This window comes from Pseudomonas sp. S3E12, from assembly GCF_001702295.1.
Lineage (GTDB): Bacteria > Pseudomonadota > Gammaproteobacteria > Pseudomonadales > Pseudomonadaceae > Aquipseudomonas > Aquipseudomonas marginalis.
The window spans coordinates 345,093-363,798 of record NZ_MBDT01000029.1 but is presented as its reverse complement, the minus strand read 5'-3'; the positions used below and the strand labels follow the sequence as shown (position 1 = coordinate 363,798).

Here is an 18,706-nt window from a genome sequence, read left to right as displayed (position 1 = left end):
ACAAACACCCCGACTCGGGGCTTGTGTCCACACTAGTCCAGCCACCGGCGGCTCTTCCATGCCACAAACATCGCTTGCCGGCACACGGCAAAAACCCCTGCCCAGCAATGACGGGGCACTCCTCGAGCCCTTCCGGTTTTCGCGGCAAAAAAAAGAAAAAGCCCCGAGCGACAATAGGCAATCACCCATTGTCATTCGGAGCTTTCGTGCAGCCACCCAGGCGTTTTCAGGAGGCGGGTTTTGCACCGTACCAGCGCGGCGTATACACCCATTCCCCTCCCCCTGTACGTGGGAAAGTGCAGGTGGTGGATGAGCCGACCAGCACCATGGTGCGCATGTCCACCTGGTCTGGCGTGAGTTGCCCGAGGGTGGTGACGCGCAGGGTCTGGCCGGGGCGGCCGATATCGCGACCCAGCACCACCGGGGTCTCAGGCGTGCGGTGTTGCGCGACGATTTCCAGGGCGCGCCCCAGCTGCCAAGGCCGCGAACGCGAGATCGGGTTGTAGAACGCCAGGGCCAGGTCAGCCTGGGACGCGAGGTCCAGGCGCTTTTCGATGATCGACCAGGGCTTGAGGTTGTCCGACAGCGACATCACGCAAAAGTCGTGGCCCAACGGCGCACCGGCCTGGGCCGCGGTGGCCAGGGAGGCCGAAACCCCCGGCAGGATTTCCAGGTCGACCTGATGCCACGCCGGATCGCCGGACTCGTGCAACGCCTCGATCACCGCCGCCGCCATGGCGAAGACGCCCGGGTCGCCGGACGACACCACCACCACCGAACGCCCCTGGGCGGCCAGCTCGAAGGCGTGGCGGGCGCGCTGCATCTCTTCGCGGTTATCGGTGCAATGCTGTACCTGATCGTCACGGAACGGCCCGGCCATGCGCACGTAGGTTTCATAGCCCAGCACATCGGTGCAGCGCGCCAGCTCGGCCTTGACCGCCGGCACCATCAGCTCGGCGGCGCCAGGGCCCAGGCCGATCACGGCAAGGCGGCCACGGCGGCGGCCGACCTGGGCCAGGTCCAGCGGTTGGTCAGCCACCTCGATGACAATATCGGCAGCCTGGGTAACGCCGCCAAAGCGCAGCGGCACACCCAACGCCGACGCGGCTTCGTGCAACGACGGGTCAGCCATCTGCGTATCGCTGGCCAACAGGCACGCCAGGGATTGCACGGCAATGCCCGCCTCGTGCAAGGCCGTGCGCACACGCTCGTCCAACTGCGCACCCGGCTTGCAGGTCACGCACACCGTCTTCGGATAGATCAGCAACTCGTTGGCGGCAGGCACACGCTCGGCACTGCCCACGTGAATGGCTAGATGCGCCTGCTGGTCCTGGGGCAAATTCGCCTGGTCCAACCACGGCGCCGCACCTTCGATACGCACGCTTTCGCCGGCCAGCAGGTCGGACACGAAGCGCTTGCCCAGTTCCAGGTCCGCCAGCTCATAACCCGCCGGCGGGTTGAGCAGGCACGTGCCGAAACGCAACTCGCCACTGGTGGTGATCGCCGCAGCGACACCCAGTGCTGCCGCGATGTCCCGCGCCATGACGTTCACACCGCCAAGGCCACCGAGCAACGGCACCACGGCGCTGCCGTCTTCCGCCACGGCCAGCACGGCGGGTTCTTCGCCTTTCTCCAGCAGCAGCGGCGCCAGGGTGCGGATCACGATGCCGGCCGCACACAGGGCGATCAGCGGCGTGCCCTGCTGGTAGAGCTGACGCAGGGTCGCGCCGAATTCGCCGTAAGGCTGGTCCACCCCCTCAACCCGCCCGGCCAGGCCGTGGATCAGTGCCCCAGGGTAAACCTGCTGGATCCTGCGCGCGGTGGCCAGGCTGCCCTGGCCCAGAATGACAATCGCCGGGTTCATCAACCTTGCCACCGTTCACCCGGCACGATGATCAGCGAGAAGTACGGCGAAGACATCGGCTCCACCTGGTCCAGCGCCACGATTTTCTGGTTGGCCATGGTCGCGCGCTCCACATACAGTGCGCGCTCGGCCAGGCCAAGTTCTTCGAGTACCTGGCGCACCTTGGGGAAGTTGCGCCCCAGCTTCATGATCACCGCCGCGTCAGCATCCGCCAGGCGGCGCTTGAGGTCTTCGTGGGGCAATACGCCCGACAACACCGACAGGCTCTGGTTGCGATACACCAACGGTGCGCCCAGCACCGAGGCGCCGCCAAGCATCGAGCACACACCGGGGATAACCTGGGCTTCGTAGCGCTCGGCCAAGCGGTCATGCAAATACATATAGGAGCCGTAGAAGAACGGGTCGCCTTCACAGATCACCGCCACGTCGCGACCGGCGTCCAGGTGCACGGCCACCTCGACACTGGCGGTGTCGTAGAAGTCGCTGATCACTTGTTCATAGGACAACGGCGCCGGCAGCGCTTCGGTGGTCACCGGGTACACCAGCGGCATCAGGGTTTGTTGTGGCACCAGGTGGTCTTCGATGATGCCGAAGGCGTTACCCTTCTTGCCCTTGGCCACGAAATAGGCCACCACCGGCGATTCGCGCAGCAGGCGCAGGGCCTTGAGGGTAATCAGTTCCGGGTCGCCGGGACCGACGCCCAGGCCGATCAAACGTCCGCGTGCCGGCATCATTCGACCTCCGTGGCGAGCGCATTCACCGCCGCGGCGGCCATGGCACTGCCGCCCAGGCGGCCCTGCATGATCACGAACGGTACGCCGCGACTGTCCGCTGCCAACATCGCCTTGGATTCGGCCGCGCCGACAAAGCCGACCGGGAAGCCGAGGATCAACGCCGGTTTCGGTGCCCCCGCGTCGAGCATTTCCAGCAGGTAGAACAACGCCGTCGGCGCGTTGCCGATTACCACCACGCTGCCTTCCAGGTGCGGACGCCACAGCTCCAGGGCCGCAGCGGAACGGGTATTGCCCAGCTCCCGCGCCAACTCCGGCACGCTGTCGTCGCGCAGGGTGCAGATCACCGGGTTGTTGGCCGGCAGGCGCGCACGGGTCACGCCTTCGGAGACCATCCGCGCATCACACAGAATCGGCGCACCAGCGGCCAGCGCATCGCGCCCGGCCTTACCCGCACCTTCGGAGAACTGCAGGCCATCAATGGCCTCGACCATGCCGCAGGCATGGATCACCCGCACCGCGAGTTTCTCCAAGTCGGCCGGGATACGCTCCAACTTGGCTTCCGCGCGAATAATGGCGAAGGAGTTGCGATAGATCTCCTGACCGTCGCGGATGTAATCAATCATCGGTGTTGCTCCGTGGGTGAGCGCGCAGCAAGGCGCCCGCCGCTTCAATGGAAAGGGTGCGTGCGTGCAGCCGGCCGAAACCGGGTTGGGCTGCATCGCGAAAATACAGGTCGTAGTGGCCGGGGCTCACCGCCAGCAAGGTGACCGGCGCGATATGTGCGGCGGCGCAGGAACGTGGGCAGCCGGACAGGTGCACGTCATGGCCGGGATGCAGCGCGGCCAAGTGCACGGCGTCGGCCTTGGTGTCGGCGAGGGCCTTGCCGCAACCGCTGGAACCGGTGCAGGCGATCACGCGGGCCAAGGGTTGATCGACGGTGCAGAGGAAGCCCAGTTGCGCCAGGCGTTGGGTCACGGCGTGAGGTTTTTCGACGTTGGGCAGTAACACACCTTGCCAGGGAGTGAAGCGCAAGGTGCCGTCGCCATATTCGCTGGCGAGCTGCGCCACGCCTGTGAGCATCGTCGAATCCAGGCGCCCCAGGGGTGCGATGGCCGCGACGTAGAATTGATTGCTTTGAGCCTGTGGATAACTCCCGAGGTGCAGCAAAGCGCCGCCGGGTGGGCGTTTGAAGCCATCGGCCGGCAGCAGCGGCAGGCTGAGGCGGCTCAACAACTTATCCACAGCCAGGTGGCGCATGCGGGTTTGTTCCGGGGTTGCGAGGTCAAGAAACGCCTCCAGCACCGCCACCACCAACCCATGACCCTGTGCCAACGGCACGGCGGCCAACGGCGCATCCCGCCCTGGACAACCCGCCAGGCCGAACGCAAGGAGCGTCTCGCCATTGCGTACGAACGCCGACAGCCACAGATCATGATGATGCTCGAGCATCGCCAGGGCCTCGCCGCCGTCCAGTTGCACGGCGAACTTGGCCGACAGCTCATGGAAACGCGGACAGTTTTGCAGGGTAGCGAGGATCTGCTCGGCCAGCGGCCGGGCGTCGAACAGCATCTGCGGGTCGATACCGGCGCTGGGGCTGAGCATCAGGTTGCGCACGTCATCGCCGGCAGCGGTACTCGGGCCCAGATCGGCGGCCAGCAGCATGGCGATCAAGGCGTCTTGCTCGGCACCGATCCCACGTATCTGCAGGTTGGCGCGGTTGGTCGCCTCGATCACCCCGCCCGCATAGGCCTGGGCCGCGTCCGCCACGGCGCGGGCCTGGGCGGCGCTGATCGAGCCACCGGCCAGTTTGATCCGGCAGATGCCGCCATCCAGCGCCTGGACGATACGCAGCAACCCCGGACAAGCCGAGGGGCGCAAGGTATTCACAGCGGGCGTTGGGTTCACGGGGCTACCGGTTGACGGGTAAAGGCGCGGTATTATGCCTGCTTTGTCCGGCGGCATGAAAAGCCTGCCCGTCGGATGTCGCTCAAGGAATTGATATGTCGCCCTGGCTGACGGTTGTAGGCATCGGTGAAGACGGCTTCAAGGGGCTGGGCAGGAATGCCCGGCATGCCCTGTTGCGCGCATCGCGGATTATAGGTGGTCAGCGCCAGTTGGACCTGTTGCCGGTGTGTATTCGCGGTGAGCGCCAGGTGTGGCCGAGCCCGTTCTCCCTGGAACCGGTACTGGCGCGGCGTGGCGAGCCTGTGTGCGTGCTGGCCAGTGGTGACCCGATGTTTTATGGCGTGGGGGCCAGCCTGGCACGACAGGTGGCGGCTGAAGAACTGCTGATTTTGCCGGCACCGTCGTCGGTGTCGTTGGCAGCGGCGCGGCTGGGCTGGCCGTTGCAGGAGGTGGTGACGCTGTCCGTAGTGGCACGGCCAGTGGCGGCGATCAATGCGCATCTGGCCACAGGTGTGCGTTTATTGGTACTGAGTAATGACGGCGGCAGTCCCGCGTTGATTGCTTCGTTGTTGGCTGAATCCGGGTTTGGGCCCAGCCGATTGACAGTATTTGAACACCTGGGCAGCGCGAATGAGCGGCGCATCGACGGTTTGGCTGAGGATTGGCAGCACGCCTGTGTCGCCGATTTGAACCTGGTCGCCATCGACTGCGTGGCCTCCAGCGACACACCACGTCTGTCGCGCCTCGCTGGCTTGCCCGATTCCGCCTTCCAGCACGACGGACAACTGACCAAACGCGATGTGCGCGCCATGACCCTCGCCCGCCTCGCCCCGATGCCCGGCGAACTGCTGTGGGACGTGGGTGCGGGCAGCGGCTCCATCGGTATCGAATGGATGCGCGCCCATCCGAGCTGCCGAGCATTGGCAATTGAAGCAGACGAAGGCCGCCAGGGCCTTATTGAACACAATCGCGACGCCCTCGGCGTGCCCGGTTTGCAGTTGATTCGTGGCAAAGCCCCGGAAGCGTTGCACGGCCTTACAGCTCCCGACGCCATCTTCATCGGCGGCGGCGTCACCCGCGACGGCGTGCTCGACACCTGCTGGCAACACCTGCGCCCCGGCGGTCGCTTGGTGGCCAATGCCGTCACCCTGCAAAGTGAAATGACCTTGATGAACTGGCGCGCGGAGCATGGCGGCGAACTGACGCGCATCCACGTCGCTCAGGCCCAGCCACTGGGTGAGTTCGATACGTGGCGCCAGGCGCTTCCAATCACCCTGCTGGAAGTGGTCAAGCCGCGATGAAACGCATCCTGCTGCTGGGCGGTGTGACCGAAGCGCTGGCTATCGCGCGCACCTTGGGGCCGGAGCATATCTACAGCCTGGCGGGTGTGGGGCGTGTGCCGACCGATCTCACCTGCCAGGTGCGGGTCGGCGGGTATGGCGGCGCTGAAGGCTTGGCGCAGTTTGTTCAGGATGAAGGGATCAGCCTGATCCTCGACGCGACCCATCCGTATGCGGCGCAGATCAGCCGCAATGCCGCCGAGGCTGCACAGTTGAGTGGTGTACCGTGCTGGGCATTGCGTCGCCCGGCGTGGCAGCCGCAGGCCGGCGATGACTGGCGAGAGGTCAGTGACTGGGCTGAATTGATCGACGCCTTGAAACCCTTCAAGCGTCCGCTGTTCACCTTGGGTCGCGAGCCATTGCAGCATCTCGACGAAATCCCCGCCGAGCAGTTCTGGACGTTGCGCGCGCTGGATGTGTATCCGGGGAATGAGCGGTGTGAAGTGATCGGCGCGCGCGGACCGTTTCTGATCGAAGATGAACGCGCGTTGTTTGAACGGCGTGGGATTGATGTGCTGATCAGCAAGAACAGTGGCAGCACCGCCACCGAGCCGAAATTGGAAGTGGCGCGGGAACGGGGGGTGCCGATGTTGGTGTTGAAGCGGCCGGTGTTGGCGGCGGTGGATCGGGAGCTTTTGTCGCCCGCAGAAACAATCGATTCGTTGGCAGATTTCATTCGATAGATCAGGATCATCCGCCACCCTCTATCCAATCTATTTGTTACCTCAAGGGACGGCGATGAACCCACAACACGAAGTGCTAAACTCCAGGAACAGTTCAAGCCAGGCCCAACGGTATTCAGGAGCTGACATGATAGAAGTTAAAGAAGCCGTACAAGTCGCCAAGGCGGTCGCAAACGACTTTCTCGGGCAAGAAACAGCACTACAAGACCTGATGCTTGAGGAAGTAGAGTTAGACCCAGACAATAAAACCTGGGCAATAACACTGGGCTTCAATGTCCCCAACCCTAATAACTATGAAAGGCTAGGCGCATCTTTAGCCGGACAAATACATGCAAGAAAATACAAAACATTCATCATCGACTCGGAGACTGGCGAGTTCCGCTCCATGAAGATTCGCGAAGTATGATCGAAGCCTACATCAAGCAATACCGAAGAAAAGGAATCATCGTTGATACTAACTTGCTGCTTCTGGCACTGATAGGAGGAACGTCCAGCATCGTGGAGTTCAAGAGAACACGCGGCTACAGCGATGCAGACTATCAACTTTTGCTCAAAGTGATTGACCAGTTCGAAAAACTTGTTTCAACCCCTCACATTCTCGCTGAAGTCAGCAACCTGACAAATGGACTTCATGGAAACAAGCTGCGCGATTTTTATGCAACGTTAAAAAACTCACTATCAACAATAATCGAGGTCCATCATCCAGCCTTGGATATAAGTCGCGATTATGAGCTTTCACCCTACGGCCTTACCGACGTTGGCATTGTTGCCGCAGCAAAAGATAACTATCTGGTTTTGACTGACGATCTCAGAGTCGCTGGGTTTGCTCATCAGCACTGCGTAGATGTCGTCAACTTCAATCATATACGGGAAGCCAGCTGGGAGGCCTAAGACCTGCCACACGATCATTCCCACACATATGCGCAGGAACGATCGCTCATCGAACTTGTTAACTATTCGCGGCGGTTGCCTGCCCTGCTCCTTCGTGCACCCTGTCAGCGAGCAATTGTGCCAGCTCGATCAACTGCGCAACGCCCAGTAATTCCTCGCGTGGTGCGCCTTCCAGGTTAAAGGCAAGGTCGCAACTCAGCGCGTTGGCCGAGGCAAGTGTTTCGCTGAGGTTGACCAGCAGGTCTTCGGTGCTGATGCCATCGGCCACGGTGAACAGCCGGACGGGGGGATTGGGGGTGGGTTTGATCATTGTGAAGCTCCTCAGGAATGTGGAGCTGCCACTGATTCGCCGCGACGCGATAGGGTGGCAGCTGTACGCAGGTTCGCGGACCGGTCCCGAGGCAACCCGGCATACCCAAAGGTATCCCGCGCACAGCCGCCATAGCGCCGCACAGTAGACGATAAAAAAGCATCAACTGAAAGCAGACGATAGCGCTTTTGCTCTTAGGAAGTCGGGCCGCGACGCCCGTCCGCGGCATTTGCAGCGGTGTACGAAGACTAGAGATTGAGTTTCCTACCAGCAACCTCAAAGAGTTGTCGGAAGTTTCTGTGGAACGACCTCATATTCGGGCTGCGCGGCGGATCAAGGAGAATTTACCTACATGCGTAACGGAACCCGCTGACTACCTAGAACCGCATACCCTTGGCGATGATCCTCGACGCTTTGTCCTACGGCGTAAACATGAGGTTCACATGACTAACAAACCCCGTACGCAGCACCTGACTCGACCTGCTGAAAGCACAATTATCGAGCACATAATCGCGAACCCAGAGTTCGCGCACGCGCTAAGCCTTGAGGCCGACGAACTAAAATTGGATGAACCCGAAGTCGCAGCTCGATTAAACCAATGGCTGGAAAAAGCCCAATACCTATCTGACAGAAAGACGACGTTCACAGTTTTCGACGCTGCTGACCATCTTCACACACAAGAAGAGATGGATGCTTTCCTTGAAGCCTGTATCGAAGAAGACCCAGGCGATGGCTCATTGATCAAGGTGGCGCGAGCCGACATTGCCCGCGCGACTAGCAGGCTCAACGCCAAGCAATAGCCACACACAATCCAAAATGTGGGAGGGGCGGCGACTTGAAGATCGGCATCCTCTCGATTCCCCGTCTATCCTCAAACCCAGCACTGCGACACCAAACCACACCACCACTTTTTACTTATCCCCCCCGATCAGGCTAAATACCCGCCTGATCGTTTAACCCTACGGATTGTCCGCCATGGCCCGTCAACGCTTTGCAATTGCCTGGATCGCCTGCCTTGCAGTGCTGTTCAACGCCTTTGCCATGCCAATGGCCAGCGCGATGCAGCAGTCCAAGGACCCCGTGCAGCAATTGCTGTGGGGCAGTTTCTGTTCGTCCAATGGCGCCAGCCTGAAGACCATTGCCCTGGGCAAGCTGGAGATTCCGGCGCCGCAGCCGGACGATCATTCCACCATGCAGCATTGCTGGTGTTGCTCGGGCTCGGCGCCGTTGGTGGCGTTGCCGGGGCATGTGCCGCAGTTGTATCTCACGCGATTCGAGACGGCACAGCGTCAACCACACACCCCATTGCAAACCCCCACCCCGCGCCAGCAATGGCCGAGCCTCAACCCCCGCGCCTCTCCGACGGCCTGATCTTCTTCGCAAGTGAACTGCGTTTAGAACCGTTCTGGAGAACTGCCATGCTTAAATCTTCCCTGCTTCTGGCTGCGTTGCTGCTGCCGGTGTTCAGTGCTGCCAATGCCGAAGACTACAAGGCCGGCGACCTGCTGGTCAGCGATCCCTGGTCCCAGGAATTGCCGCCCAACGCGCCCACCGTCGCCGCGTATTTCGTGATTCATAACACCGGTGCGACACCGGATCGCCTGCTCAGTGTCGACACGCCAGTGGCCGACAAGGCCGAGCTGCATGAGCATGTGATGCAGGGCGACTTGATGAAGATGCAGCAAGTCCCCAGCGTTGCCGTACCGGCCAAGGGTGACCTGACCTTCGCGCCCATGGCGTATCACGTCATGTTGCTGGGCCTCAAGGACCGCAGCCTGCTGGCCGATGGCAAGCAATTCCCGCTGACCCTGACCTTTGAAAAAGCCGGCAAGGTCGAGGTGGAAGTGTCGGTGCAGAAAGCGCCGCCGATGGCCGGCCACGAGCACAAGCACCCTCAATAGACTGACTCCAGATGGGCGCCCCTCGCGCCAGGCTATCCCCACACCGCCGCGTGAAGCGCGGCAGTTGGATCAGCCTGTTCGCCATGCTGATGATCTTTATCGGTCCGCTGATTTCCCAAGCGATGCCGATGGATCATCACGCCGGTATGTCGATGAACATGTCCATGGACATGCCCGGCGACCACGGCGACGCCCATCACAAGAAAGCCCCTGACGAACACCACGCGCTCTGGTCCAAGTGCGGCTATTGCGACTTGCTCTACAGTTGCCCGGCCCTGCCCGGCAGCGTGTCATTCGTGGCCATCGGTACCCCGCCGCCGGCCAATGCCCTTACCCCCGCACCGCGCCTGGGCCATGCCCGGCAGAGCATCTTCCCCGGCGCCCGCAGCCGCGCCCCGCCCATCGCCTCGTAAGCCCCTGCCACCGTTACTTCACCCCGGCCGACTTTAGACAGACAGCCGCAGGCTGCTGGCCGTGTTGTTTACGATTGATTGATGGAATTTGTCATGTCCAGGTTTACTGCTGACTCCCGTTTGGGAAGCACCTCTGTGCTCGCTGCCCTATGCGGCGCCCTGCTCGTTCCCCACGCCCAGGCCGATGAACACGCCGAGCATGAGCTGACGCCCACGGTGATCACCGCCATTGCGCCCAGCTCGCCGCTGACCGTGGTCACCAACCCCAAAGACCCACGCCAACCGGTGCCCGCCAGCGACGGCGGCGACTACCTCAAGACCATCCCCGGCTTCGCCCTGGTACGCAACGGCGGCACCAATGGCGACCCCGTGCTGCGCGGCATGTTCGGCTCGCGCCTGAACATCCTCACCAACGGCAGCATGATGCTCGGCGCCTGCCCCGGCAGGATGGATGCGCCGACCTCGTACATTTCGCCGGAAACCTACGACAAGCTCACCGTGATCAAAGGCCCGCAAACCGTACTCTGGGGCCCGGGCGCGTCGGCCGGCACCATCCTGTTCGAGCGCGAACCGGAACACTTCGGTGAACTCGGCACGCGGCTCAACGCGAGTGTGCTGGCCGGCTCCAACGGGCGCTTCGACAAGGTCATCGATGCCGCCGCCGGTGGGTCGCTGGGCTATGTGCGGGTGATCGGCAACCAGGCCCATGCCGATGACTACAAGGACGGCAACAACGACACCGTCGCCTCGCGCTACGACAAATGGAATGGCGACGTCGCCGTCGGCTTCACCCCGGATGCCGACACCCTGCTGGAACTCACCGCCGGCCGTGGCGACGGCGAAGCGCGTTACGCCGGGCGCGGCATGGACGGTTCGCAGTTCCTGCGCGAAAGCCTGGGCCTGCGCTTCGAAAAATCGAATATCGGCGAGGTGCTGGATAAGGTCGAAGCCCAGGTCTACTACAACTACGCCGACCACGTGATGGACAACTACAGCCTGCGCACACCCTCGGGCACCGGGATGATGGCCGGGCCCATGGCCTCCAACGTCGACCGCCGCACCCTCGGCGCGCGCATCAAGGCCACCTGGCGCTGGGCCGATGTGCAACTGATCAGCGGCCTGGATGCGCAGACCAACGAACACCGCCAACGCAGCAGCATGGGCATCGACACCTACAAGGACTTGCCCAAGGTCAAGGACGCCAACTTCCACAACTACGGCGTGTTCGGCGAACTGACCTGGTACGCCGCCGACCGTGACCGCCTGATCACCGGCGCACGCCTGGACCGCGCCTCGGCCAAGGATTTCCGGCAAACCACCGGCTCCGGGATGAGTGCACGCGCCAACCCCACCGCCGACGACACCCGCGCCGATACGTTGCCCTCGGGCTTTATGCGCTATGAGCACGACCTGGCCGACAGCCCGACCACCCTCTATGCCGGCCTGGGCCACTCGGAGCGCTTCCCGGATTACTGGGAGCTGTTCTCGCCCAACACCGGCGCAGTCGGCTCGGTCAACGCCTTCGACGGCGTGAAACCGGAGAAAACCACCCAGCTCGACGTCGGCGCACAGTACAAAGCCGACAACCTCGAAGCCTGGGCCTCGGGCTACGTCGGCCAGGTGCGTGACTTCATCCTGTTCGACTACCGGGCAGGGATGATGGGCACCACCTCCCAGGCGCGCAATGTGGACGCGCGCATCATGGGCGGTGAACTCGGCGCGGCCTACAAACTGACGCAGAACTGGAAAGCCGATGCCACCCTCGCCTACGCCTGGGGCAAGAACAGCAGCGACGGCAAGGCCCTGCCGCAAATGCCACCGTTGGATGCGCGCTTCGGCCTGACCTATAGCGAAGACGACTGGAGTGCCGGCGCGTTGTGGCGGGTAGTGGCGGCGCAGAACCGCATCGACCAGAACAAGGGCAACGTGGTCGGCAAGGACTACGACAAGAGCGGTGGCTTTGGCGTGTTCTCGGTCAATGGCGCCTATCGCATCAACAAGAATTTCAAGGTCAGCACCGGCGTCGACAACCTGTTCGGCAAGGCCTACGCCGAACACCTGAACCTGGCCGGCAACGCCGGGTTCGGCTATCCGGCCAACGACCCGCAGGCCATCAAGGAGCCGGGGCGGACCCTTTGGACCAAGGTGGACATGAGCTTCTAAAAGCATCGGGGGCTTGCCCCCGATAGCGGCCTGACCAACGACAAAAATTCAAGCTTTGCGGAGCATCCCCAATGACCACTCAAAAAGTTTCCTTCTACAACCTGGCCTGGCGCTGGCACTTCTACGCCGGCCTCTTCGTCGCCCCTTTCATGGTGCTGCTGGCCCTGACCGGCGTCATCTACCTGTTCAAACCCCAGCTCGATCCGCTGATGTACGGCGACCTGCTCAAGGTGCAAAGCGCCGAGCACGCCTTGAGCGCCGACGAACAGTTGCAACGCGCCCAGGCGGCCTTTCCCCAGGGCAAGATCAGCAAATACCTGCCACCCGTCGACGCCACCAGCAGCGCGCAGTTCGTGATGCACGACGGCGGGCGCGAAGTGACGGTGTTCGTCGACCCCTATCGCGGCACCGTACTCGGTGAGCAGGATGCGAAAAACAACCTGCAAGCCATCGCCCGCGCCCTGCATGGCGAGCTGATGATCGGCACCGTCGGCGATCGCCTGGTGGAGCTCGCCGCCGGTTGGAGCGTGATGCTGGTGGTGTCCGGCCTGTACCTGTGGTGGCCGCGCGGCAAAACGTCGGCCGGGGTGTTATGGCCGCGTTTCACGAGCCGTGGCCGCGTGTTCTGGCGTGACCTGCATGCCGTCGCCGGCTTCTGGGGCGCGGCGTTTCTGCTGGTGATGCTGCTCAGCGGCATGACCTGGACCGGCTTCTGGGGCAAGCAATACGCCGACCTCTGGAACACCTTCCCAGCGGCGATGTGGAACAACGTGCCGCAGTCCGATCAGCAGGCGCGGGTGCTCAATACCGCAACGCAACAGACCGTGCCCTGGGCCATGGAAAACACGCCGATGCCGATGTCCGGCGACCATGCCGAACACATGAACCACGGCGCCATGCACGCTGCTCCCGCCGCGCCCACGGTGCGCCTGCAACAGGTGGTGGACCTGGCCACGGCACGCAAGGTCGAGCCCGGCTACAGCATCACTTTCCCCACCACCGCCGAAGGCGTGTTCACCGTCGCGGTGTTCGCCGACGACCCGCGCAACGACGCCACCCTGCATGTGGACCAGTACACCGGCAAAGTCCTCGCCGATGTGCGCTGGGCGCACTACAACACCGTGGCGCGGGCCACCGAGACCGGCGTGATGCTGCATGAGGGCAAGATGTTCGGCTGGGTGAACCAACTGATCGTGCTGCTGATCTGCCTGATGATCCTGCTCAGCGCGGTGAGTGGCGTGGTGATCTGGTGGAAGCGTCGGCCCCAGGGCGGCCTGGGAGTTCCGCCGTTGCGTCATGACCTGCCGAAGTGGAAAACCGCGATGGTGATCATGCTCGGGCTGGCGCTCCTGTTCCCGCTGGTGGGCGCCTCGTTGATCGCGGTCTGGGCGCTGGATCGCCTGGTGTTGTCGCGGTTGTTCAGCCAACGTGAATCCACCTCAGGTTCGCTATGAAGTAGGCGAGATGCCCTACATAGAGGCGTTAGGTAGTCTTACGCGGGCTTTCGCCAAAGACGCAGTAAGTGTTAACTTATAACACTTACTGCATACCTCAGCTCGCCGCGCCCAGCGGCGAGCACCGCCTCGAAGAAGCGATTTTCCGCCCAATGAACAAGTACCTAGTGTCCGGCCTGTGCCTGCTCGCCCTGCATGACAGCGCCCAGGCCCTGACCCTGCCCGCCAGCCCGGTGACCGCTGCGGCCGTGGATGACCAACACGTCGACCTGAACACACCGACCACCGCAGGCTCGCGCCTGAATCTCAGCGCGCTGCAAACCCCGGGCAGTGTCGAAAGCCAGACCGGCACGCAGATCCGCGCACGTGGCGACGCCAGCGTGCAGGACGCCATTTCCCGTGCCACCGGCATCAGCCGCACCGGCACCCCGGGCGATGGCGGCACCTCGCTGTCGGCCCGTGGCTTTACCGGCCAGGGCTCGGTGATGCAACTGTACGACGGCACCCGCATGTACATGGGCATGGGCACCTCGACCTTCCCGGTGGACACCTGGGCGGTGGAACGCGTAGACGTTTTGCGCGGCCCGGCCTCGGTGCTGTACGGCGAAGGCGCCACCGGTGCGGTGATCAATACCGTGCCGAAAAAACCCTTCGAAGGCGAGATCGAAAACCACCTCCGCCTCGGCTACGGCGCCTACGATCGCCAGCAACAGGCCCTGGACAGCGGCGGCTCGCTGACCGACACCCTGAGCTATCGCCTGAACCTCAACCGCCTGCGCAGCCACGGTTTTATCGACCATGGCGACTCCAGCAGCGACTTCGTCAGCGGCGCCCTGCGCTGGCAGGCGGCGGACAACCTGAGCTTCACCCTGGCCAGCGACTATGGCGACCAGCGCCCGCAGAACTACTTCGGCACGCCGCTGATCAATGGCCAGTTGCACAAAGGCCTGCGCGACAAGAACTACAACGTCAGCAACGACACCCAGCACTACAACGACCAGTGGACGCGCCTGACCAGCGAGTGGCAGATCAATGACAACATCAGCGCCACCAATGAACTGTTCTACCTGAAGAACCAGCGTCGCTGGCAGAACGCCGAGAACTACAACGTCACCAACGGGCAACTGACCCGCAGCGGCAACTTCGGCATCAAGCACAACCAGGAACAGGTCGGCGATCGCCAGACCTTCACCTTCAAGCACAGCCTGTTCGGCCTCGACAGCCAGACCGTGACGGGCGTGGAATACAACCGCATCCGTTTCCGCCTGGCCAGCAACTCACCGTTCAACGACGTGCTGCCCGGCGGCCAGCCGGTGGATATCAACGATCCGGCGCCCGCTCGGTTCGACAGCCAGAACCCGTTCAAACCGCTGTTCGCCACCACCACCAAAACCGTTGCCGGTTTCGCCGAAAACCGCCTGCAACTCACCGACCAACTGGCGCTGGTCACCGGCATCCGCCGCGACTATGCCCACGTCGAGCGCGATGATTTGCGTGACGCCAGCCAAAGCGACAAGACCCTCACCGGCAATAACTGGAAGGCCGGCCTGGTCTACGCAATCACCCCGGACACCTCGGACACCTCGGTCTACGGCCAGTACGCCACCAGCACCGACGGGGTCGGCGGCCTGATTTCCCTGAGCCCTGGCCAGCAGCAGTTCGACCTCTCCACCGCCAGGCAAACCGAGATCGGCCTCAAGCAGGCCTTCTGGGATCAACGCGGCGAATGGACAGTGGCGGCCTACCATATCGTCAAGAAGAAACTGCTCACCGACGTCCCCGGCAACCCGGACCTCAAGCAGCAAGTCGGCCAGCAATCCTCCAGCGGCCTGGAAGCCAGCCTCGACCTGCAACTGCCGCACGCCTGGGCGCTGCAAGCCAACGCCGCCATCGTGCGGGCGCAGTACGACGACTTCAAACAGGATGTCGACGGTGTACAAGTGTCCCGCGACGGCAACCGCCCGGTGGACGTGCCACGCCGCACCGCCAACCTGTGGCTGAGCAAGGCCCTGAGCGACGACATCCGAGCCGGTGCCGGGGTGCGCTATGTCGATGCACGGTATGCCGACATGGCCAACCAGAACGAGCTGCCGAGCTACACCGTGGTCGATGCCACGCTGTCGTGGAAGGCGATGCGCAACACCACCCTGGGCCTGCAACTGAACAACCTGTTCGATCGCACCTACGCGGTCAGCCAGTACAACGACGGCCAGCAATGGATCCTCGGTGAACCGCGCTCGTTCTTCGTCACGGCGGACTACACCTTCTAACTGACCCAAACACCGTTGGATCCCTGCAGGCCTTGAGAGACTTGATGACTTCACTCACCCTCACCCGCATCAACTGGGCCCCGGCGAACCTCTGCCAACCCCCGTTCCAACTGCGTGACGCCGGGCTTCACGTCGCTGCGGGGGAGTTCGTCGGGCTGATCGGCCCCAACGGCAGCGGCAAGACCAGCCTGTTGCGCTGCGCCTATCGGTTCACCCAGCCGCAACGCGGCGACGTATTGCTCGCCCACCGGAACCTGTGGAAGCAAGGCGCCAAGTGGTGTGCGCAACGTATCGCCGTGGTGTTGCAGGAGTTCCCGGATGCCTTTGGCCTGCGAGTCGATGAAGTGGTCGCCATGGGCCGCACTCCCCACAAGGGCCTGTTCGACAGCGACACCCTGGAGGATCGGCAGTTGGTACAACAGGCGCTGGTATCGGTGGGCATGCAGGGCTTTGAAGCGCATGCCTTCGCCACCCTCTCGGGCGGTGAAAAACAGCGCGTCATCCTCGCCCGCGCCCTGGCCCAGCAACCGCAATTACTGATCCTCGACGAGCCGACCAACCACCTCGACCCACGCTACCAGCTTGAGCTGTTGAGGCTGGTCAAGCGCCTGGGTATCGGCACCCTGGCCAGCATCCACGACCTCAACCTGGCCGCCGCTTTTTGTGATCGGCTCTACGTGATCGACCACGGGCGCATCGTCGCCAGCGGCACGCCTCACCAGGTGCTGACCACTGAACTGCTGCGCGATGTGTTCGGCGTCGAGGCGCTGATCGACACTCATCCCCTGGCCGACCATCCCCGCATCACCTGGATAACCCAACCATGATCCTGCGCGCCTTCGCCCTTGTGGCCCTGCTGTCCGGTGCTTCACCAGCCTTCGCTGAAGCCACCCATTACCCGGTCACCGTCAAAAGCTGCAACCGCGACGTGACCTTCCAGGAGGCGCCGAAGCATGCGGTGAGCCATGACATCAACATGACCCAGATGATGCTCGCCCTGGGCCTCAAACCGCGGATGGCCGGCTACAGCGGCATCACCGGCTGGAAGTCGGTCACCCCGGACATGGCCCGGACCCTCGACGGCCTGCCGGAGCTGGCGAGCAAGTACCCGTCGGTGGAAACCCTGCTCAATGCCAATGTGGATTTCTTTTTTGCCGGCTGGGACTACGGCATGCGCGTGGGCGGCGACCTGACGCCGAACACCCTGCAGCCGCTGGGGATCAACGTGTACGAGCTGACCGAGTCGTGCGCCTTCGTGATGAAGCGCCCGGCCGCGACCCTGGACGACACCTATAACGACCTGCGCAACCTGGGCAGGATTTTCGACGTGCAGGACCGCGCCAATGCCTTGATCGCGCAGATGCAGGCACAGGTCGCCGAGGTGCAGACAGACCTGCCCGCCGACAAGCCGCGCGTGTTCCTCTACGACAGCGGTGAAGACCGCGCCATGACCTCCGGCCGCCTCGGCATGCCCCAGGCGCTGATCGACGCGGCCGGCGGGCGCAACATCCTCGATGACGTCGACGCCAGCTGGACCCGCGTCAACTGGGAGATGGTGGTGGAGCGCAATCCACAGGTGATCGTGATCGTCGACTACAGCGAAGTCACCGCCGATCAAAAACAGCAATTCCTGCTCAACAACCCGGCGCTGCAAGGGGTGGACGCGATCAGGAACCAGCGCTTTATCGTGATCCCGTATGTACAAGCCACGCCGGGCATCGATAACGTGCTGGCGGTGGAAACCCTGGCCAAGGGGTTCCACGGCGAATGATCACCCGTCGTTACACCCTGCTGCTTGCCGCCCTGGGCGCATTGCTGCTGGTGTCCTGCGTGATATCCCTGGGCTTCGGCCCCGCGCGGGTACCGGCGGACGTGGTGTGGCGCATCCTGCTGTACAAGGTCTTCGGCATCGGCGAAGTGAGTTGGTCGGCCGGGCAGGTACCTATCGTCTGGCTGATCCGCGTGCCGCGCATGCTGCTGGGGGCATTGGTGGGGGCCGGGCTGGCGTTGATCGGTGCGGTGTTGCAGGCGGTCACGCGTAATCCGCTGGCCGATCCGCACCTGCTGGGTGTCACTTCCGGCGCGACCCTGGGCGCGGTGATCGTGGTGCTGCATGTGGGCGAGATCATCGGTCTGCTGACCTTGCCCATCGCCGCCTTTATCGGCGCCCTGTCGAGCATGATCGTGGTGCTCGCGGTAGCCAGTCGCAATGGCCGGCTGGAGAGTGATCGTCTGTTGCTGTGCGGCGTGGCAGTGTCGTTCGTGATGATGGCGGCGGCCAATCTGCTGCTGTTCATGGGCGACCATCGCGCCGCCTCGGCGGTGATGTTCTGGATGCTCGGCGGCCTCGGCCTGGCACGCTGGGAACTGCTGGCGATTCCGGGCGCCAGTGTAGTGCTCGGTCTGCTGGTGCTGGTGGGCATGGCCCGCCCGTTGAACGCGCTGATGGCCGGCGAACAGACCGCCGTGACCCTTGGCCTGAACGCCCGCAATGTACGGCTGAAGGTGTTCCTGGTCGCCTCGTTGATGACCGGCGTACTGGTGTCCATCAGCGGCTCCATCGGCTTTGTCGGGCTGATGGTGCCGCACATCGCCCGGCGCCTGGTGGGCGCCGAGCATCGTCGGTTGCTGCCGGTATGCGCATTGCTGGGCAGCCTGTTCCTGGTCTGGGTCGATGTGGCGGCGCGCACCTTGATCGCCCCCGAAGACCTGCCGATCGGCGTGGCCACGGCGGCGATCGGCGGCCTGTTCTTCATCGGCCTGATGCGCAAGCGCTGA

The 18,706-nt window shown here is 63.2% G+C and carries 19 protein-coding genes; 14 read left to right on the top strand and 5 right to left on the bottom strand.

The annotated features are described in order from the left end of the window. Nucleotides 1-226: 226 nt before the first annotated feature. The 4 genes from cobJ to cobG are packed head-to-tail and all read right to left on the bottom strand — an operon-like array spanning nucleotide 227 to nucleotide 4,560. Nucleotides 227-1,864, bottom strand: a complete 1,638-nt coding sequence (gene cobJ / locus BB029_RS23205) for a precorrin-3B C(17)-methyltransferase (RefSeq protein WP_065940928.1) — start codon at nucleotides 1,862-1,864, stop codon at nucleotides 227-229. After that, the gene (locus BB029_RS23200) at nucleotides 1,864-2,598 is read right to left on the bottom strand and encodes a precorrin-2 C(20)-methyltransferase (RefSeq protein WP_371856064.1); all 735 of its coding nucleotides are present in this window, start codon (nucleotides 2,596-2,598) and stop codon (nucleotides 1,864-1,866) included. The genes cobJ and BB029_RS23200 overlap by 1 nt, the downstream gene beginning before the upstream one ends. Beyond that, nucleotides 2,595-3,221: a precorrin-8X methylmutase gene (locus BB029_RS23195; RefSeq protein WP_065925569.1), complete on the bottom strand. Its 627-nt coding sequence runs from the start codon at nucleotides 3,219-3,221 to the stop codon at nucleotides 2,595-2,597. Before BB029_RS23195 ends, BB029_RS23200 begins: the two co-directional genes overlap by 4 nt. Further along, entirely contained in the window at nucleotides 3,214-4,560 is a 1,347-nt protein-coding gene (cobG, locus tag BB029_RS23190; RefSeq protein WP_065940927.1) for a precorrin-3B synthase, read from the bottom strand. Before cobG ends, BB029_RS23195 begins: the two co-directional genes overlap by 8 nt. Before the next feature lie 38 nt (nucleotides 4,561-4,598). On the opposite strand from cobG, the gene BB029_RS23185 reads away from it, so the two are divergent. The 4 genes from BB029_RS23185 to BB029_RS23170 all read left to right on the top strand — a co-directional run bounded on the left by BB029_RS23185 (nucleotide 4,599) and on the right by BB029_RS23170 (nucleotide 7,417). Beyond that, nucleotides 4,599-5,804 (top strand): bifunctional cobalt-precorrin-7 (C(5))-methyltransferase/cobalt-precorrin-6B (C(15))-methyltransferase, encoded by a 1,206-nt coding sequence (locus tag BB029_RS23185; protein ID WP_065940926.1) that lies wholly within the window; start codon nucleotides 4,599-4,601, stop codon nucleotides 5,802-5,804. Continuing rightward, nucleotides 5,801-6,526, top strand: coding sequence for a cobalt-precorrin-6A reductase (locus BB029_RS23180; protein WP_065940925.1), 726 nt, complete (start codon nucleotides 5,801-5,803; stop codon nucleotides 6,524-6,526). Before BB029_RS23185 ends, BB029_RS23180 begins: the two co-directional genes overlap by 4 nt. A gap of 127 nt (nucleotides 6,527-6,653) precedes the next feature. Then, on the top strand, nucleotides 6,654-6,932 hold the full coding sequence (locus BB029_RS23175) for a hypothetical protein (protein ID WP_065940924.1): 279 nt from the start codon (nucleotides 6,654-6,656) through the stop codon (nucleotides 6,930-6,932). Continuing rightward, the gene (locus BB029_RS23170; RefSeq protein ID WP_065940923.1) at nucleotides 6,929-7,417 is read left to right on the top strand and encodes a PIN domain-containing protein; all 489 of its coding nucleotides are present in this window, start codon (nucleotides 6,929-6,931) and stop codon (nucleotides 7,415-7,417) included. The genes BB029_RS23175 and BB029_RS23170 overlap by 4 nt, the downstream gene beginning before the upstream one ends. Nucleotides 7,418-7,475: 58 nt before the next feature. Here BB029_RS23170 and BB029_RS23165 read toward each other — a convergent pair whose 3' ends face one another. Further along, complete coding sequence (locus BB029_RS23165) at nucleotides 7,476-7,727, bottom strand: DUF6124 family protein (RefSeq protein ID WP_065940922.1); 252 nt, start codon at nucleotides 7,725-7,727, stop codon at nucleotides 7,476-7,478. A 443-nt stretch (nucleotides 7,728-8,170) separates the two neighbouring features. On the opposite strand from BB029_RS23165, the gene BB029_RS23160 reads away from it, so the two are divergent. The 10 genes from BB029_RS23160 to BB029_RS23115 all read left to right on the top strand — a co-directional run bounded on the left by BB029_RS23160 (nucleotide 8,171) and on the right by BB029_RS23115 (nucleotide 18,706). After that, nucleotides 8,171-8,527 (top strand): DNA-binding protein, encoded by a 357-nt coding sequence (locus BB029_RS23160; RefSeq protein ID WP_065940921.1) that lies wholly within the window; start codon nucleotides 8,171-8,173, stop codon nucleotides 8,525-8,527. A 175-nt stretch (nucleotides 8,528-8,702) separates the two neighbouring features. Then, nucleotides 8,703-9,098: a DUF2946 domain-containing protein gene (locus BB029_RS23155; RefSeq protein WP_065940920.1), complete on the top strand. Its 396-nt coding sequence runs from the start codon at nucleotides 8,703-8,705 to the stop codon at nucleotides 9,096-9,098. Between the two features lie 47 nt (nucleotides 9,099-9,145). Then, complete coding sequence (locus BB029_RS23150) at nucleotides 9,146-9,628, top strand: copper chaperone PCu(A)C (RefSeq protein WP_065940919.1); 483 nt, start codon at nucleotides 9,146-9,148, stop codon at nucleotides 9,626-9,628. An 11-nt stretch (nucleotides 9,629-9,639) separates the two neighbouring features. Then, nucleotides 9,640-10,041, top strand: a complete 402-nt coding sequence (locus BB029_RS23145) for a DUF2946 domain-containing protein (RefSeq protein WP_065940918.1) — start codon at nucleotides 9,640-9,642, stop codon at nucleotides 10,039-10,041. Nucleotides 10,042-10,134: 93 nt separating this feature from the next. Then, entirely contained in the window at nucleotides 10,135-12,204 is a 2,070-nt protein-coding gene (locus tag BB029_RS23140) for a TonB-dependent copper receptor (RefSeq protein ID WP_065940917.1), read from the top strand. A gap of 71 nt (nucleotides 12,205-12,275) precedes the next feature. After that, entirely contained in the window at nucleotides 12,276-13,658 is a 1,383-nt protein-coding gene (locus BB029_RS23135) for a PepSY domain-containing protein (RefSeq protein ID WP_065940916.1), read from the top strand. 152 nt (nucleotides 13,659-13,810) lie between these two features. Then, nucleotides 13,811-15,928 (top strand): TonB-dependent siderophore receptor, encoded by a 2,118-nt coding sequence (locus tag BB029_RS23130; protein WP_065940915.1) that lies wholly within the window; start codon nucleotides 13,811-13,813, stop codon nucleotides 15,926-15,928. Nucleotides 15,929-15,972: 44 nt separating this feature from the next. Further along, nucleotides 15,973-16,755, top strand: a complete 783-nt coding sequence (locus BB029_RS23125; RefSeq protein ID WP_065940914.1) for an ABC transporter ATP-binding protein — start codon at nucleotides 15,973-15,975, stop codon at nucleotides 16,753-16,755. Continuing rightward, entirely contained in the window at nucleotides 16,752-17,699 is a 948-nt protein-coding gene (locus BB029_RS23120) for an ABC transporter substrate-binding protein (RefSeq protein ID WP_065940913.1), read from the top strand. The genes BB029_RS23125 and BB029_RS23120 overlap by 4 nt, the downstream gene beginning before the upstream one ends. After that, entirely contained in the window at nucleotides 17,696-18,706 is a 1,011-nt protein-coding gene (locus tag BB029_RS23115; RefSeq protein ID WP_065940912.1) for an iron ABC transporter permease, read from the top strand. The genes BB029_RS23120 and BB029_RS23115 overlap by 4 nt, the downstream gene beginning before the upstream one ends.

Excerpts from the sequence above, each read along its gene's own strand:
- cobJ (WP_065940928.1), bottom strand. The coding sequence starts at position 1,864 with ATGAACCCGGCGATTGTCATTCTGGGCCAGGGCAGCCTGGCCACCGCG.
- BB029_RS23200 (WP_371856064.1), bottom strand. The coding sequence starts at position 2,598 with ATGATGCCGGCACGCGGACGTTTGATCGGCCTGGGCGTCGGTCCCGGC.
- BB029_RS23195 (WP_065925569.1), bottom strand. The coding sequence starts at position 3,221 with ATGATTGATTACATCCGCGACGGTCAGGAGATCTATCGCAACTCCTTC.
- cobG (WP_065940927.1), bottom strand. The coding sequence starts at position 4,560 with ATGCCGCCGGACAAAGCAGGCATAATACCGCGCCTTTACCCGTCAACC.
- BB029_RS23185 (WP_065940926.1), top strand. The coding sequence starts at position 4,599 with ATGTCGCCCTGGCTGACGGTTGTAGGCATCGGTGAAGACGGCTTCAAG.
- BB029_RS23180 (WP_065940925.1), top strand. The coding sequence starts at position 5,801 with ATGAAACGCATCCTGCTGCTGGGCGGTGTGACCGAAGCGCTGGCTATC.
- BB029_RS23175 (WP_065940924.1), top strand. The coding sequence starts at position 6,654 with ATGATAGAAGTTAAAGAAGCCGTACAAGTCGCCAAGGCGGTCGCAAAC.
- BB029_RS23170 (WP_065940923.1), top strand. The coding sequence starts at position 6,929 with ATGATCGAAGCCTACATCAAGCAATACCGAAGAAAAGGAATCATCGTT.
- BB029_RS23165 (WP_065940922.1), bottom strand. The coding sequence starts at position 7,727 with ATGATCAAACCCACCCCCAATCCCCCCGTCCGGCTGTTCACCGTGGCC.
- BB029_RS23160 (WP_065940921.1), top strand. The coding sequence starts at position 8,171 with ATGACTAACAAACCCCGTACGCAGCACCTGACTCGACCTGCTGAAAGC.
- BB029_RS23155 (WP_065940920.1), top strand. The coding sequence starts at position 8,703 with ATGGCCCGTCAACGCTTTGCAATTGCCTGGATCGCCTGCCTTGCAGTG.
- BB029_RS23150 (WP_065940919.1), top strand. The coding sequence starts at position 9,146 with ATGCTTAAATCTTCCCTGCTTCTGGCTGCGTTGCTGCTGCCGGTGTTC.
- BB029_RS23145 (WP_065940918.1), top strand. The coding sequence starts at position 9,640 with ATGGGCGCCCCTCGCGCCAGGCTATCCCCACACCGCCGCGTGAAGCGC.
- BB029_RS23140 (WP_065940917.1), top strand. The coding sequence starts at position 10,135 with ATGTCCAGGTTTACTGCTGACTCCCGTTTGGGAAGCACCTCTGTGCTC.
- BB029_RS23135 (WP_065940916.1), top strand. The coding sequence starts at position 12,276 with ATGACCACTCAAAAAGTTTCCTTCTACAACCTGGCCTGGCGCTGGCAC.
- BB029_RS23130 (WP_065940915.1), top strand. The coding sequence starts at position 13,811 with ATGAACAAGTACCTAGTGTCCGGCCTGTGCCTGCTCGCCCTGCATGAC.
- BB029_RS23125 (WP_065940914.1), top strand. The coding sequence starts at position 15,973 with ATGACTTCACTCACCCTCACCCGCATCAACTGGGCCCCGGCGAACCTC.
- BB029_RS23120 (WP_065940913.1), top strand. The coding sequence starts at position 16,752 with ATGATCCTGCGCGCCTTCGCCCTTGTGGCCCTGCTGTCCGGTGCTTCA.
- BB029_RS23115 (WP_065940912.1), top strand. The coding sequence starts at position 17,696 with ATGATCACCCGTCGTTACACCCTGCTGCTTGCCGCCCTGGGCGCATTG.